Here is a 15,743-nt window from a genome sequence, read left to right on the forward strand (position 1 = left end):
ACAGGTTAAAAACATCTTCCGGAGGCGGAATTATAATTGACAAACAAGATGTACTTTTTAATCTTTTTAAATATTCTGATCTTTGTTTTAAATGAAATATGTTGAAAACCCGCAATTCTCCACCCTCAAAAAAAATAAAAGAGTTGGAAATTTTTACGATCTTCTTCCCTTGTAAAGGCACACCGACATGTCGCCATGCAACTATTTTCTTGGTAACGAAAAAGACAGAGAAATTCAATATAGAATTAAGAATGATGTCTTTTTTATCCAGATAACAATAAAAATATTTAGTCCCGTTTATAAAATTAATGTTGATCACATCATAAGAAAAACCATTGAGGATAAATTCTTTTTCCTCTTTCCATTCGGCTTTTACTAAATCTTTTTCAGAAAAACAGATCGTTTCAGACGTATTAAATTTACGTTCTAAAATATGAGATTGTGTTTTTTTGTATACTTCAGTTTTAATATAAGAAATGACAGGATGAATCATATTAAAAAATACGATTACTAAAGGAATAAATAAAAATATAAAGAATAGTTTTTTATGCAAATGAAGAAAATTATTGTCTTTGAGGAATTAATTCTCCCTCAGGTTCTGCCGAAACAAATCCTGAAATATATATTCTGTGAATTTTTTTGGAATTGTTTGCCGTGTACTCTATCCAATTATCTTTTGAATCTGGAATAAGAGATTTTTTAGGACTTTCTACAGGTGTTCCGGAAGGTTTATTTTCAAAATTATCTGCCTGATCTGTACTTTGCAAATTACCTTTTATAGTAATTAAATTGCCAGAATTGGTTTGAGTAAAATTGATGGTATTTCCTTCTGCTTTCAAAGATTTAACACGGATATTATCTTTGTTATTTTTTGATTTTAATATAACTGTATAAACCGTTCCTCTCACTCCTGGCCTTCCTCCAAACCAGTCTTTTTTTTCTGCGGAAACTAAAATTACACGATCCTGATATAATGAGGAAACCGGCGCTTTACAGGAAAACGCCAGTATCCAAAATATGATTATAAATAATTGGTTATTCATTTTTAATCGTCTTCTCCATCATCAGTTACTTTGCCTAAAACCAAATAGTTTCCACTGTAAATAACTTCACCTTTGGATTCAGCTTTCAGTACGTAATTTCCAGGAGTTAATCTTTGACCAAATTCTTCATCAGATTTTACATTTTTCTTACTGTAAATCACTCTTCCCGATGCATCAAAAATACTGATGTCTACAAAACTGTATTTAGCAGAATCAAATCGTAAATGCGAAATTCCTTTTGAAGGATTCGGATATACTTTTGTTTCGTCTTTTTTAGATTTTACCTCTCCTGTTGCTAGTGCAACTATTGTGTTTTGAGTAGTCCAAGCCCCTCTTCCGTAAGTAGAAACCAAAACTGTTCTTGTTGCAGGCCGGTAATCTAAATTGGTAATTCTTATATTCCCAATATTTCCGCTAATGGAAGCCCAGGTCGGCGATGCAGAAAGGAAATTGGTTGTTCCCCATACTCCCATTTCTGTTCCTACGATTATTTCATTGGCATCGTCAGGATTTCTTAAAACCGTTCTTACCGGCATATCAGGAAGATTCCCTTCTTTATTCTGCCATGTTACTCCGCCGTCTGCAGAATAGAAGATACTGGTAAGATTATAGTTGGATAATGTTACAATAATTTCGTTTTCATTGGCTCCAAATTCGATATCAGAAATCGTTCCTACCGCTGGTGTTGTTATTGCTGTTGTAACATATGAAGTTGTATTAGCATTTGTTATTTTAAAGATTCTTCCCAGGTTAGTCCCAACAAACAAGGTTGTAGAAGCAGTTGTGTAAGGAGAAACCTTCAGCCAGGAAATTTGCTCGTTTGTTTGTGCCGTTCCTACTGTAACAGTGTTATTGGTAAATGTTGTTGCTGTAGCAGATAATCCACTTGTTCTGAATAAAGTCAATCCTGAACGGTAAGAATAGAAAACATTATTTATCCTGTCTAAAGCAATCTCATTTACAAAGTGCCCGTAAGCATTTCTGTTAGCACTTGAGATAAGATAATAGGCATTGTTTGTCAATAAATAATGATTATTGTAAACATAACTTGCAATTTCATAATTATCCTGATCGTCATATTCTGTGTACATTCCGTCTCCGGAAGTTGCAAGCTGGCTCGTTAAGAAATTGTTCGCCTGCGGAACGCCATACAACCACCAAGAACCATTGTCCTGAGCACCAGCCAAAATTTCTTCATTAGAAGGAGTTTTAATAGGATTCAACGTTGCACTATAAAACTGTGTAACATTGTATCTTGTATTTCTAGCAGAAAAACCTCCTATTGTTCCAATCGTATTTTTATTACCAGCAAAATAAATTCCGCCGTCATTTCCAAACAACATCTGGTTGGTAGAATAGTTATTAAAAGGATTAAAAACTATTTCATGCTGGTCTGCATGTACCTGAGAAACCTGCAGGGCTGCCATATTGTTATTATTCGACCATTTTGAAATCTGTGTCCAGCTCACACCTCCGTTTGTAGATTTAAACAGATCAATTCCTCCGATATAAACGGTATTGTCATCTAAAGGATCAGCAGCAATCACAAGGTCATAGAACGACTGTCCTCTTGTAAAATCGTTTGCAGCAATACTTGTGTCCGCGGCTGTAGGAAGTGTAATAACCGGTGTTGCATCGTTAGTAGCCTGCCAAGTTGTACCACCATCCATAGATCTTGCAATACGAATTGGCTCCGAGGTATTGTTTACTCCCTGCATGAATGCATAAATCTTATTTGCATCGGTTCTGGAAAGTGTGAAATTTACTCTTGAACCCGTATTTCCTACATTATAAATTTCGCTAAAAGTATTTCCGTCTGTAGATTTGAAAATTCGCCCTCCTGAATCTATATTTGTGAATCGGGAAGATCTGGTAGAAATCCACACTGAATTATCCGCTCCTATTTCTATTTGCTGGATAGAGTATCCTGTTGTACTGGTTGTACCGGTAGTTGTATTAAGGGCAAGCAAGTTGCTGTTCTTGGTAAATGTTGTACCACCATCTGTAGACTTGTATAATCCGGCCTGGCTTAGTCCCTGCCATCCGTCATTAAAAGAAATCCCTACATAAGCACCACTTACTCCGGCATATACTTCCGAAACACCATTATTATTTCTTACTTTAATATCATTAATATAGAAATTACCATTTCTTACTCCTGAAGAGGAATAGGTAACCGGAATGGTGAAGATCTGCGTCCATGTCGTTCCTCCATTAGTCGATTTCCATATTCCCGAGCCTACCGCATCAGTAGTTGAAGATTCTCCAGTTCCAACATAGAAGGTTTGTGGATCATTTGGATCAGAAGCCATACAGGCAATGGAAGTATTTGCCCAAAATGTACTTAACGGCGTCCATTCATTGGTACTTACAGAAGGGTCCTGGTTTACCCAAAGACCACCTGAAACACCGCCTGCAAAGACCCTTTTACCTGTTGGATCATTGGGATCAAACAGTATAGTCCGGGTTCTCCCTCCTACACTGTAGGGTCCTCTTTCTACCCATGGTTCATTTACTATTTTTGCTGTAGAAGATCCGGATCCGTCTGTAGTGATAAAAGACAGCGGTTTTGTAGGAGCATATCTTCCTTGAGCAATCTCCTGATTCAGTTTGGCAAGCTTATAAAAATTAGTTCCTCCTGTAACCGGATCCATTGTTCTTTTATAATCTTCCTCATTATAAAGATCGGGAGGAATTCCTGCTGTTTTTGAATATTTATGCTGTTTTTTTACACTTTTATCATATTTAGAATATAATTCCTGAAGGTGTTTTTGATTAGCATGAAGTGTATTATCTTGCGCATAAAGACCTCCGGATATGCACAACATAACACCAAAAATAATATATCTTTTCATTTTTTATATATTTCCTACAAATATACTCAAATACAACAACGATTGTATTAATTTGTATAAAAAATTACAAATTACACAAAATAACAGCTTTTAAAGTATAAAAAATTCATTATTATATTAAATGAAGACATAAAAAAAATGCCTCAAATAAATTTGAGGCATTCTGATTTATTTTGAAAAAAAATCTTAAGCTTGTACGTTGTTACCTCCTAATACGAAAGGCTCAACTTCTTTGATTTCTCCAAATTGCTGCTCGTAGTTAGTGATGTTTTGTTGAAGAGCAGAAAGTACTCTTTTAGCGTGAAGCGGAGCAAGAATAATTCTTGATCTTACTTTAGCCTGTTGTACACCTGGCATTAATTGGATGAAATCTACAACGAATTCAGATGGAGAGTGGTTTACCAATGCTAAGTTAGCATATACTCCAGCAGCTACCATTTCGTTTAATTCGATGTTGATGTTTCCATCTTGAGGATTTTGATTGTTGTCCATTGTTATAAATTATGTTTTTTAAATTCGAAATTTGAGATTGTGAAAATATAAAAATAAATCCAAACCTCAAATTTCAAATCATTAATTTTAGTTAAGGTCTTCAAATTCTTTTTTAGAACCTACAATTACATTCTGGTATTCTTTAAGACCTGTACCTGCAGGGATTCTGTGTCCTACAATTACATTTTCTTTAAGACCACTTAAGAAGTCTACTTTACCAGCAACAGCTGCTTCGTTCAGAACTTTAGTGGTTTCCTGGAATGATGCTGCAGACATGAATGACTTAGTCTGAAGAGCTGCTCTTGTAATACCTTGCAATACAGGCGTTGCTGTAGCAGGAAGTGCTTCTCTAACTTCAACTAAAGCTTGATCTTCACGCTTCAACTTAGAGTTCTCATCTCTTAATTCTCTTGCAGTAATCATCTGACCTGGCTTGAATTCTTTAGAATCACCAGCTTCAACTACCACTTTAAGACCAAACACTCTGTTGTTTTCTTCCAAGAAATCAAATTTATGCTCTAATGCACCTTCAAGGAACTGAGTATCACCTCCGTCTACGATAGATACTTTCGTCATCATCTGTCTTACGATAATTTCGAAGTGCTTATCATCAATTTTTACCCCCTGAAGACGGTAAACTTCCTGAATTTCGTTTACTAAATATTCCTGAACTGCAGTTGGGCCTTTAATTCTTAAGATGTCATCCGGAGTAATTGAACCGTCAGAAAGCGGCGAACCAGCTCTTACGAAGTCATTCTCCTGAACAAGGATCTGGTTGGAAAGTTTTACAAGGTAAATCTTTCTTTCTCCAGTTTTAGCCTCAACAATAAGTTCACGGTTACCTCTCTTGATTTTTCCGTAAGAAACTACCCCATCGATTTCAGTAACAACCGCCGGGTTTGAAGGGTTTCTTGCTTCGAATAATTCGGTAACTCTCGGAAGACCTCCGGTGATATCCCCTGCTTTTGCAGATTTTCTTGGGATCTTGATCAAGACTTTACCAGCCTTAATTTTTTCACCATCGTTTACCATTAAGTGGGCTCCTACCGGTAAGTTGTAACCTTTTTGCTCAACTCCTTTAGAATCTACCACTTTCAGAGTAGGTACGGCTTTCTTATTTCTGGATTCAGAGATTACTTTCTCTTCGAATCCTGTCTGTTCGTCAATTTCAAGCTGGAATGAAATACCCTGGATGATATCCTCGTATTCTACTTTACCAGCAGTTTCAGCAATAATTACCGCATTATATGGATCCCATTTCGCAATAAGATCACCTTTCTTCACTTTATCACCAGATTTAACGACTAACTGAGAACCGTAAGGTACGTTAGTAATCATTAATGGTGTTCTCTGCTCATTATCGGTAACCAATCTGAATTCTGTTGTACGGGAAACTACTACTTCCGCAGTATTACCGTTTTCATCTTCAGAAGTAATTGTTCTTACTTCATCCAATTCTACGATACCGTCTCTTCTTGCAACAATAGATGGGTTTTCTGAAACGTTCGTGGATACACCCCCTTGGTGGAAGGTTCTCAACGTAAGCTGAGTACCTGGTTCCCCAATTGATTGAGCTGCAATTACACCTACCGCTTCACCCATGTGGATCATTTTACCTGTTGCTAAGTTTCTACCGTAACATTTCGCACAGATACCTTTCTTAGTTTCACAAGTAAGCGGAGAACGAACTTCAACAAATTCTAAACCTGCTGCTTCAATTCTCTTCGCTAATGCTTCATTAATTACCTGATCTGCTTCAGTGATTAACTCATCTGTTTCAGGATCATAGATGTTGTGAAGAGAAACTCTACCTAAGATTCTTTCGGAGATCTTTTCAACGATCTCATCATTTTTCTTAAGTGCAGTCACTTCAGTACCTCTTAAAGTACCACAGTCGTCTTCTGTAACGATAACGTCCTGAGCAACGTCTACCAATCTTCTTGTTAAGTAACCGGCATCGGCTGTCTTAAGAGCGGTATCCGCAAGACCTTTACGGGCTCCGTGAGTAGAGATAAAGTACTCAAGGATGGAAAGACCTTCTTTAAAGTTTGCCAAGATCGGGTTTTCAATAATTTCCGCACCGGTAGAACCAGCTTTTTGCGGTTTTGCCATCAAACCTCTCATTCCTGATAACTGACGGATCTGTTCTTTGGAACCCCTCGCCCCGGAATCAAGCATCATATATACAGAGTTGAATCCACCTTGATCGGTTTTCATTCTACCCATGATCATTTCAGTTAATCCGGCGTTGGTATTAGTCCAAACGTCGATTACCTGGTTATAACGTTCTGTATCTGTAATCAGACCCATGTTATAGTTGGCTCTAATTTCGTCTACTGCTTCAATGGACTGAGCAATCATTTTTTTCTTCTCAACAGGAACTACAATATCTCCAAGTGAGAAGGAAAGACCTCCTTTAAATGCATTTGAATATCCTAAATCTTTCATTGCATCCAGGAACTTCACCGTTGTAGGGAAGTCGGTATCAGCAAGGATCTTACCGATAACATTTCTTAATGATTTCTTAGTCAGAAGTTCATTGATATATCCTGATTGTTTAGGAACAATCTGGTTGAATAAGATTCTACCTACGGAAGTTTCGATCAACCTTGTTACTAATTCTCCGTTTTCTTTAACAGGCAGTCTACATCTTACTTTAGCATTTAATGATACTCTTCCTTCAGCATAAGCGATTTCCGCTTCTTCCGGAGAATAGAATGCAAGGCCTTCACCTTTTACTTTCATATCTTCTGTAGAGCTCAATTCTTTGGTCATGAAATAAAGACCAAGAACCATGTCCTGAGAAGGTACAGTAATAGGAGAACCGTTTGCAGGGTTCAAGATGTTCTGAGAACCTAGCATCAATAACTGAGCTTCAAGGATCGCTTCAGGACCTAACGGTAAGTGTACCGCCATCTGGTCACCATCGAAATCGGCGTTGAATGCTGTTGTTACCAACGGGTGAAGCTGAATTGCCTTACCTTCGATCATCTTAGGCTGGAATGCCTGGATACCCAGTCTGTGAAGAGTAGGTGCTCTGTTCAGTAGAACAGGGTGACCTTTCATCACGTTTTCAAGGATATCATATACTACAGGCTCTTTTCTGTCGATGATTCTCTTTGCAGATTTCACCGTTTTTACAATACCTCTCTCGATCAGTTTTCTGATGATGAACGGTTTGTAAAGTTCTGCTGCCATATCTTTAGGAATACCACATTCGTGAAGCTGTAAGTTTGGACCTACAACAATTACGGAACGCGCAGAGTAGTCTACCCTTTTTCCTAGTAAGTTCTGACGGAAACGACCTTGTTTACCTTTCAATGAATCAGAAAGTGATTTCAATGGTCTGTTTGATTCAGATTTTACGGCAGAAGATTTTCTTGTATTATCGAATAATGAATCTACTGATTCCTGAAGCATACGCTTCTCGTTTCTCAAGATTACTTCCGGAGCTTTGATCTCCAACAGTCTTTTCAGACGGTTGTTTCTGATAATAACTCTTCTGTAAAGGTCATTTAAGTCAGAAGTTGCGAAACGTCCTCCATCCAATGGAACCAATGGTCTTAGTTCTGGTGGTATTACTGGAAGCACACGCATAATCATCCACTCCGGTCTGTTGATCATTCTTGTATTGGCACCTCTTAATGCTTCTACAACGTTCAATCTTTTAAGAGCTTCAGTTCTTCTTTGCTTGGAACCTTCATTGTGAGCTTTGTGTCTTAAATCGAAAGACAATGCATCAAGATCGATTCTTTTTAACAGATCTTCAACAGCTTCAGCACCCATTCTGGCGATGAATTTGTTTGGATCGGAATCATCAAGATATTGGTTTTCCACAGGAAGAGTGTCCATGATATCAAGGTACTCTTCTTCTGTAAGGAACTCCATATTATCGAAGTCGGAACCGTCTAATTTTTTAGCAATACCCTGCTGAATCACTACATATCTTTCGTAGTAGATGATCATGTCTAATTTCTTAGAAGGAATTCCTAAAAGGTAACCGATTTTGTTCGGTAATGAACGGAAATACCAGATGTGCGCAATAGGCACTACAAGGTTGATGTGTCCGATTCTCTCTCTTCTTACTTTTTTCTCAGTAACTTCTACTCCACAACGGTCACAAACGATCCCTTTGTAACGAATTCTCTTGTATTTACCACAAGCACATTCGTAATCCTTTACCGGACCAAAGATTTTTTCACAGAACAAACCGTCTCTTTCAGGTTTATGTGTTCTGTAGTTAATAGTTTCCGGTTTTAAAACTTCCCCTCTTGATTCCTGAAGAATCGATTCCGGTGAAGCTAAACCGATGGTTATTTTATTAAATCTACTTGATTTATTTTTATTTGACATTTTTTAGATTTTAGATTTTGGATTATAAATTTTGGATTATAAATTCTGAATTGATTCAAAATTCAACACTCAAAATTTAAAATTATTCCTCAAGTCTTACATCAAGTCCAAGTCCTTGTAATTCGTGAAGTAATACATTGAATGATTCCGGAATACCTGGTTCAGGCATCGATTCACCTTTTGCAATTGCTTCATAAGTTTTTGCTCTACCAATCACGTCATCCGACTTCACAGTCAGAATCTCTCTCAGGATATTTGATGCTCCAAATGCTTCAAGAGCCCAAACCTCCATCTCTCCGAATCTCTGACCTCCGAATTGAGCTTTACCTCCTAACGGCTGCTGAGTAATCAATGAGTAAGGACCAATAGAACGTGCGTGCATCTTATCATCAACCATGTGTCCTAGTTTCAGCATATAAATAATACCTACTGTAGCCGGCTGAGTAAATCTTTCTCCTGTACCACCATCATAAAGGTGAGTGTTACCGAATTTCGGAAGACCAGCTTTTTCTGTATATTCAGTGATCTGATCAAGGCTTGCTCCATCGAAAATTGGTGTAGCGAACTTCAGACCCAGTTTCTGACCAGCCCATCCAAGAACTGTTTCATAAATCTGTCCGATGTTCATACGGGAAGGTACCCCAAGTGGATTCAATACGATATCTACCGGTGTTCCGTCTTCAAGGAATGGCATATCTTCTTCACGAACGATTCTTGAAACGATACCTTTGTTACCGTGACGTCCTGCCATTTTATCCCCTACATTCAACTTACGTTTTTTAGCGATATACACTTTTGCCAATTTCATGATTCCTGCAGGAAGCTCATCTCCGATAGAAATAGCGAACTTCTCACGGTTTTTAACTCCTTGGATATCATTGAACTTGATTTTATAGTTGTGAATTAACTGTTTTACCAATTCATTCTTATCGTTATCTACAGTCCAGTCTGCACCGCTTACGTTTACGTAATCTTCAACTGAAGTCAATAATTTATGAGTGAACTTCACACCTTTACCGATGATTTCTTCATCAAGGTCATTGGTAACTCCCTGAGAAGTTTTACCGCCTACCAGTGTGTTTAATTTTTCAATTAAAGTGTTTCTCAACTCATCAAACTTAGCCTTGTAAGTGTTTTCAATTTCTTCAAGCTTAAGTTTTTCTTCAGTTCTTTTCTTTTTATCTTTAATATTTCTGGAGAACAATTTTTTATTGATCACAACACCTCTTAATGAAGAATCTGCTTTCAATGAAGCATCTTTCACATCACCAGCTTTGTCACCAAAGATGGCTCTAAGAAGTTTCTCTTCCGGAGTTGGGTCAGATTCACCTTTTGGCGTAATCTTACCGATCATAATATCACCAGGCTTCACTTCAGCTCCGATTCTGATCATACCGTTCTCGTCAAGATCTTTAGTCGCTTCTTCAGAAACGTTAGGAATATCTGCTGTCAGTTCTTCCATACCTAATTTGGTATCACGAACTTCAAGTGAATACTCATCAACGTGGATTGAAGTAAACCAGTCTTCACGTACCACTTTTTCGTTGATTACGATGGCATCCTCAAAGTTATATCCTTTCCAAGGCATGAAGGCTACTACTAAGTTTCTACCAAGAGCTAATTCTCCGTTTTCAGTAGCATAACCGTCGCAAAGTACCTGTCCTTTATGCACTGTTTCACCTACTCTTACGTTTGGTCTCAGTGTAATTGTTGTACTCTGGTTGGTTTTTCTGAATTTAGTAAGGTGGTAAGTTTTAGTAGCAGATTCAAACTGTACTAAATCTTCGTCAGCGCTTCTTTCATATTTGATGGTGATCTTATCAGCATCTACATATTCTACAAGACCTGTACCTTCAGCATTGATCAAGATTCTAGAATCTTTGGCAACCTGCTGTTCCAGACCTGTACCCACGATTGGAGCTTGTGGCTTCAATAGAGGAACGGCCTGACGCATCATGTTGGATCCCATCAATGCACGGTTCGCATCATCATGCTCCAGGAACGGAATCAATGAAGCTGAAATACCAGAGATCTGGTTTGGAGCTACGTCGATAAGGTTAACCTGAGATGGCTCAACTACCGGGTAGTCACCATCTAGTCTTGCGATAATCCTGTCTGTTAAGAAATCACCGTTATCAGTCAATTCTACGTTCGCCTGAGCAATTACTTTATCTTCTTCGTCTTCTGCATTCAGATAAATAGGATCTGCAGTAAGGTCTACTTTACTATTCTCTACTTTTCTGTATGGAGTTTCGATGAAACCTAAGGTATTGATTTTAGCATAGATCCCTAGAGATGAAATCAAACCGATGTTTGGTCCTTCCGGAGTTTCAATCGGGCAAATTCTTCCGTAGTGGGTATGGTGAACGTCACGAACCTCGAAACCTGCTCTTTCTCTTGATAAACCACCAGGCCCTAGTGCAGAAAGTCTACGCTTGTGCGTGATCTCTGAAAGCGGGTTGGTCTGGTCCATGAACTGAGAAAGCTGGTTGGTACCAAAGAACGAGTTAATTACTGATGTTAATGTTTTTGCATTTACAAGATCAAGTGGAGTAAAGATTTCGTTATCTCTAACGTTCATTCTTTCTTTGATCGTTCTTGCAATTCTTGAAAGACCTACACCGAACTGTCCTGCCAATTGCTCACCAACAGTTTTAATTCTTCTGTTTGATAAGTGGTCAATATCATCAACCTCAGCTTTAGAGTTAACAAGCTCGATCAAGTGTCTTACAATAGCAATGATATCTTCTTTTGTAAGAACTTCAGTGGTAGTTGGAATATTAAGACCTAACTTTTTGTTTAGCCTGTAACGTCCAACTTCACCAAGAGAATATCTTTGCTCAGAGAAGAATAATTTTTCAATGATTCCTCTTGCTGTTTCCTCATCTGGCGGATCTGCATTTCTTAACTGACGATAGATGTACTCTACCGCTTCTTTTTCAGAGTTGGTAGGGTCTTTCTGTAATGTATTCTGGATGATAGAGAATTCATTGCTGTTTTCTTTGTGAATCAGGATAGATTTCACACCAGCATCGAGAATAAGATCTAAATGTTCTTTTTCAAGAATTGTTTCTCTGTCCAGGATGATTTCGTTTCTTTCGATAGAAACTACTTCACCTGTATCTTCGTCTACGAAATCCTCGAACCAAGTGTTCAATACTCTCGCAGCCAATGTTCTTCCTTCTACTTTCTTAAGGGCCGCTTTAGAAACTTTCACTTCTTCAGCAAGGTCGAAAATCTGAAGGATATCCTTATCAGATTCGTAACCGATCGCTCTTAACAGGGTAGTTAATGGTAACTTTTTCTTACGGTCGATATACGCGTACATAACGCTGTTGATATCGGTCGTAAATTCCATCCAAGATCCTTTGAAAGGGATAATTCTTGAATAGTACAGTTTAGTTCCGTTTGCGTGGTAAGTCTGTCCGAAGAATACACCAGGTGAACGGTGAAGCTGCGTAACAATAACTCTTTCAGCACCATTGATGATGAAAGATCCACTAGGCGTCATATAAGGAACCGGGCCTAAATACACATCCTGAACCACAGTCTGGAAATCCTCGTGCTCAGGGTCTGTACAATACAATTTAAGTCTTGCTTTAAGAGGAACTGAATACGTCAATCCTCTTTCCACACACTCGTTAATTGAATAACGTGGAGAATCTACCAGATAATCAAGGAATTCCAATACGAACTGATTTCTAGAATCGGTGATCGGGAAGTTTTCCTGGAAGGTTCTGTATAAACCTTCGTCTGTTCTGTCTTCTGGAAGGGTATCAAGCTGGAAAAAATCTCTGAAAGACTCTAACTGGATATCCAGGAAGTCAGGAGTGATAATTTTTCCTTTAGCTGATGAGAAGTTAATTCTCTGATTCCCCCTTGTAGTTGCTGTTGTTTTACTCATAAAACTTTTAAGAAAGGGTTAAAAAATATTTTGATTCATTAAAAAATATCAGGAAAGAAAAAGAAAAAGAAAAAGAAAAAGAGAGAAAAGATAAAAGACTTCATAATGTTTGGCGCTATTAGAAATCGTCTTTATTCTTTGTTCTTTATTCTTACAATCTAATCCTAACTGCAACGCTGGTATATCTTTTCACAGCGTAATGCAAAATATTTTTATTTACTTTTGAGGCAGAACTAGCCGCAGTATCTATATACGAGAAATCCCTTTCATTATTTTCCATGAAAGAGTTGATTTTCAATATTTTATAGATTTACAAACAATTATTCGCGCCAAAAGAGGGACAAAGGTACGAAATTACATTCATATAGACAAATAAAATCTCTTCATTTTGAGAGCATTAAAAGTTTTCAAATAAAAAAGGCCGTCCCGAAGGACAGCCTTTCATTTTATAAAATGTGAAAATTATTTTACAATGATCTTATAAGATTTCATTGTTGATTTAGTTTCTATTTTTACAATATAAACACCTGCCGGTAGTGAAGCTGTATTAATTTCAGCATTACCAGAGAATTTATCTGATTTGATTAATTGCCCTTGAGCAGAGAATAGTGTATAAGTTCCTGCTTCTCCAGATTTAACGTTTAAGTTTTCACCTGATTTAACCGGGTTAGGATACACACTAATATCACTTGCAGTTGAAGTAACATCTGAATCAGCTATTCCTTTACCTGACTTCGCCAAAGCACTCTTTAACTGAGCAGCGTAAGGAGATAATGGAGAATCAGGTGCTCCTCTCTTTACAAGATCTGTATCCACAACAGCCTGGATACCATCTTTATCTACATCATTGATTCTGGAAATAAATCCTGAACCAAGGTCATCCAGGTTACCTTTACCAATAGCATATAAATCGAAGCTTGCACCGTTTGAGGTAAGATCTACAAAATCAAGATCAGCATCTCCATCAGTATTTTTAGTAGCATATTTCAATACACCTGAATCCGGAGAAGTTTCCAAAATATCAGCAATACCATTAGCACCTACAGCCACACCTAAATCTATAACACCATTATGATCTGCATCAATCTGATCAATTACTGATGTTGGAACACCTGATTCAAATAAATCAAGAATACCATCATTATCAGAATCTAAATCCAAATAGTCAGCAATACCATCACCTAAAGTAGGAATAACAAAAAGATCTCCTTCTACGTCATCATTCTCAAATAAGCCATCATGATTCAAATCTTCAACAGCATCCAGAATTCCATCATTATCAGAATCAAGGTCACATGCATCCACAATTCCGTCACCATCTGTATCAATAGTAGGAGATTTGTCATTGACCGCTGTACATCCTTCTGCACAATCCGGAATACCGTTACCGTTATTATCAATACTGTCATTACCGTTAGGACACTGATCGAAGCAGTTTGGCACTCCATCATTATCATCGTCTCTGCTTGCAAATGCATTATAGATATAGTAGTTTTGAGGAATACGTACCCCCGTACCACTATAGAACGTCACTTTAATACGGTTGAAAGGTTTGGTCGCCTTACCTCCTACATAAAATTTATTGGAATCTGTAGTGAAGAAATTTCCACTAATTAGGCTTCCTGTACTTGTGAAAATGTCTGTCTGAGTATTATTATTGTAAAGGGTTACCGTAATATTTTCAAGAACACTCACCCCGATCAGATTCGCAGCTTTTTCCAATGTAAATCCAGCATACGTATTAGCGGGAAGTAAGCTATTGGTACTTACAGTTGCATATGCTGAGAAAATACTTAATAATGAAGCAGCAGGAATAGTTGCTGTAGCATAATTAGATGTATTGGTATCTACAATAGCCGCTGGGTTTACCATTTTCGCTAAAATAAGACCAAAAAGTCCAGGACCGGAAGTCCAGTTAGTTCCTGATACCAGGTTTCCCTGAATTGCAGAACCACTTGTCTGGATTTTATCATTACATTCACAAGATGCAGGCTCCTCAAATGCATAATATACTTTTAAAGATCCCAGATTAACACCTAAAGTCTGCGTAACTTTCAAACGCACTTCGTTAAAAGGCTTAGTTGTTGTCACCGAAACTTTTTGTTTTCCGGTACCAAAGCCCAGAACTTTAATGTTAATTAAACCGCCACCATCAGATAATGTCCTAGAGTCCTGCAGCTGGCCATATAAATAAGTTTCCACTGTAATATTCTTTAAGAACTCTGCACTTAAAAGTTTTCCTTCATCGTCAGGAGAGATCACAAAACCTGCTTTGTTTCCTGCCGGATAAACCTGATTTTTATCCAATACTCCTACTGAGTAAGATCCAAGAAGTCCAGCCGGCAATACAATTGATCCGTAAGAATTCTTATCTCCGTCCCCTATTCTTTCTCTGTTTTGAACAAAAGAAAGCGGAGCAATGAAGCTGCTGCTTCCTGATACGTTTCCATCTACACCGCTTCCCGCAATAATATCATCACAGATTCCATTGTTATCAACAGGAACTTTAGTAGGATCAAATGCAAAGGCATAATATACATTCAGTGCACTGAATATAGACAGTACATTGGTTTGGTATAGTCTTACTTCGTCAAATTCTCTTGTCGTTTTCATATGCAGGAAAATTCTGTTTTTGCTTCCTCCGAACGCAGGAACAGACAATAAGGTACTGCTTGTAGTAGATTCCTGAAGCACTCCATTTTTGTAGGTACTGATTCTTAATGAACTTAACAGGTCTACTGTGATAAAACTTGTCCCCAAATCCACATTAAAACCTGTAATGTATCCTGCAGGATAAGTAGTATTTGTGTTTTTCACAGATATACCGTTTCCACTTACTAAAGAAGCAAAGTTCCCCATACTTACACTATTATCCAGATTCGCATCTATTACCGGATTCATACTCCCGTTATAACACGCCAAACAAATACCTGAATTATTTACAGGTTTAGCTTCTACCCCCATCCCTCGGATAGGCTCATAGCCTTTTTGAGCAGATACTGCCGCTGACATCATAAATATCATCAGCATGACTGCAAATTTCTCGAATAATTTTTTTGCCATTTTTTTTTGTTTTTGTTTTTATTAAGTTTTGTG

At 37.7% G+C, this 15,743-nt stretch carries 6 protein-coding genes; all 6 read right to left on the reverse strand.

Annotated elements, in window-relative coordinates; translation table 11 throughout:
- Positions 1-563: 563 nt before the first annotated feature.
- Positions 564-1,043, reverse strand: coding sequence for a hypothetical protein (locus DRF61_RS06765; protein ID WP_111955357.1), 480 nt, complete (start codon positions 1,041-1,043; stop codon positions 564-566).
- Positions 1,044-1,045: 2 nt separating this feature from the next.
- Positions 1,046-3,898: a T9SS type A sorting domain-containing protein gene (locus DRF61_RS06770; protein WP_174772320.1), complete on the reverse strand. Its 2,853-nt coding sequence runs from the start codon at positions 3,896-3,898 to the stop codon at positions 1,046-1,048.
- A gap of 186 nt (positions 3,899-4,084) precedes the next feature.
- On the reverse strand, positions 4,085-4,390 hold the full coding sequence (locus DRF61_RS06775; RefSeq protein WP_034702050.1) for a DUF3467 domain-containing protein: 306 nt from the start codon (positions 4,388-4,390) through the stop codon (positions 4,085-4,087).
- An 87-nt stretch (positions 4,391-4,477) separates the two neighbouring features.
- A complete protein-coding gene (gene rpoC / locus DRF61_RS06780) occupies positions 4,478-8,743 on the reverse strand; it encodes a DNA-directed RNA polymerase subunit beta' (RefSeq protein WP_111955359.1) in 4,266 nt (1,421 codons plus the stop codon).
- Between the two features lie 82 nt (positions 8,744-8,825).
- Positions 8,826-12,647, reverse strand: coding sequence for a DNA-directed RNA polymerase subunit beta (rpoB, locus tag DRF61_RS06785; protein ID WP_111955361.1), 3,822 nt, complete (start codon positions 12,645-12,647; stop codon positions 8,826-8,828).
- A 462-nt stretch (positions 12,648-13,109) separates the two neighbouring features.
- Positions 13,110-15,710: a T9SS type A sorting domain-containing protein gene (locus DRF61_RS06790; RefSeq protein WP_146897138.1), complete on the reverse strand. Its 2,601-nt coding sequence runs from the start codon at positions 15,708-15,710 to the stop codon at positions 13,110-13,112.
- Positions 15,711-15,743: the final 33 nt, after the last annotated feature.

Origin of the sequence: Chryseobacterium lathyri (assembly GCF_003290185.1) — a bacterium.
Classification (GTDB): domain Bacteria; phylum Bacteroidota; class Bacteroidia; order Flavobacteriales; family Weeksellaceae; genus Chryseobacterium; species Chryseobacterium lathyri.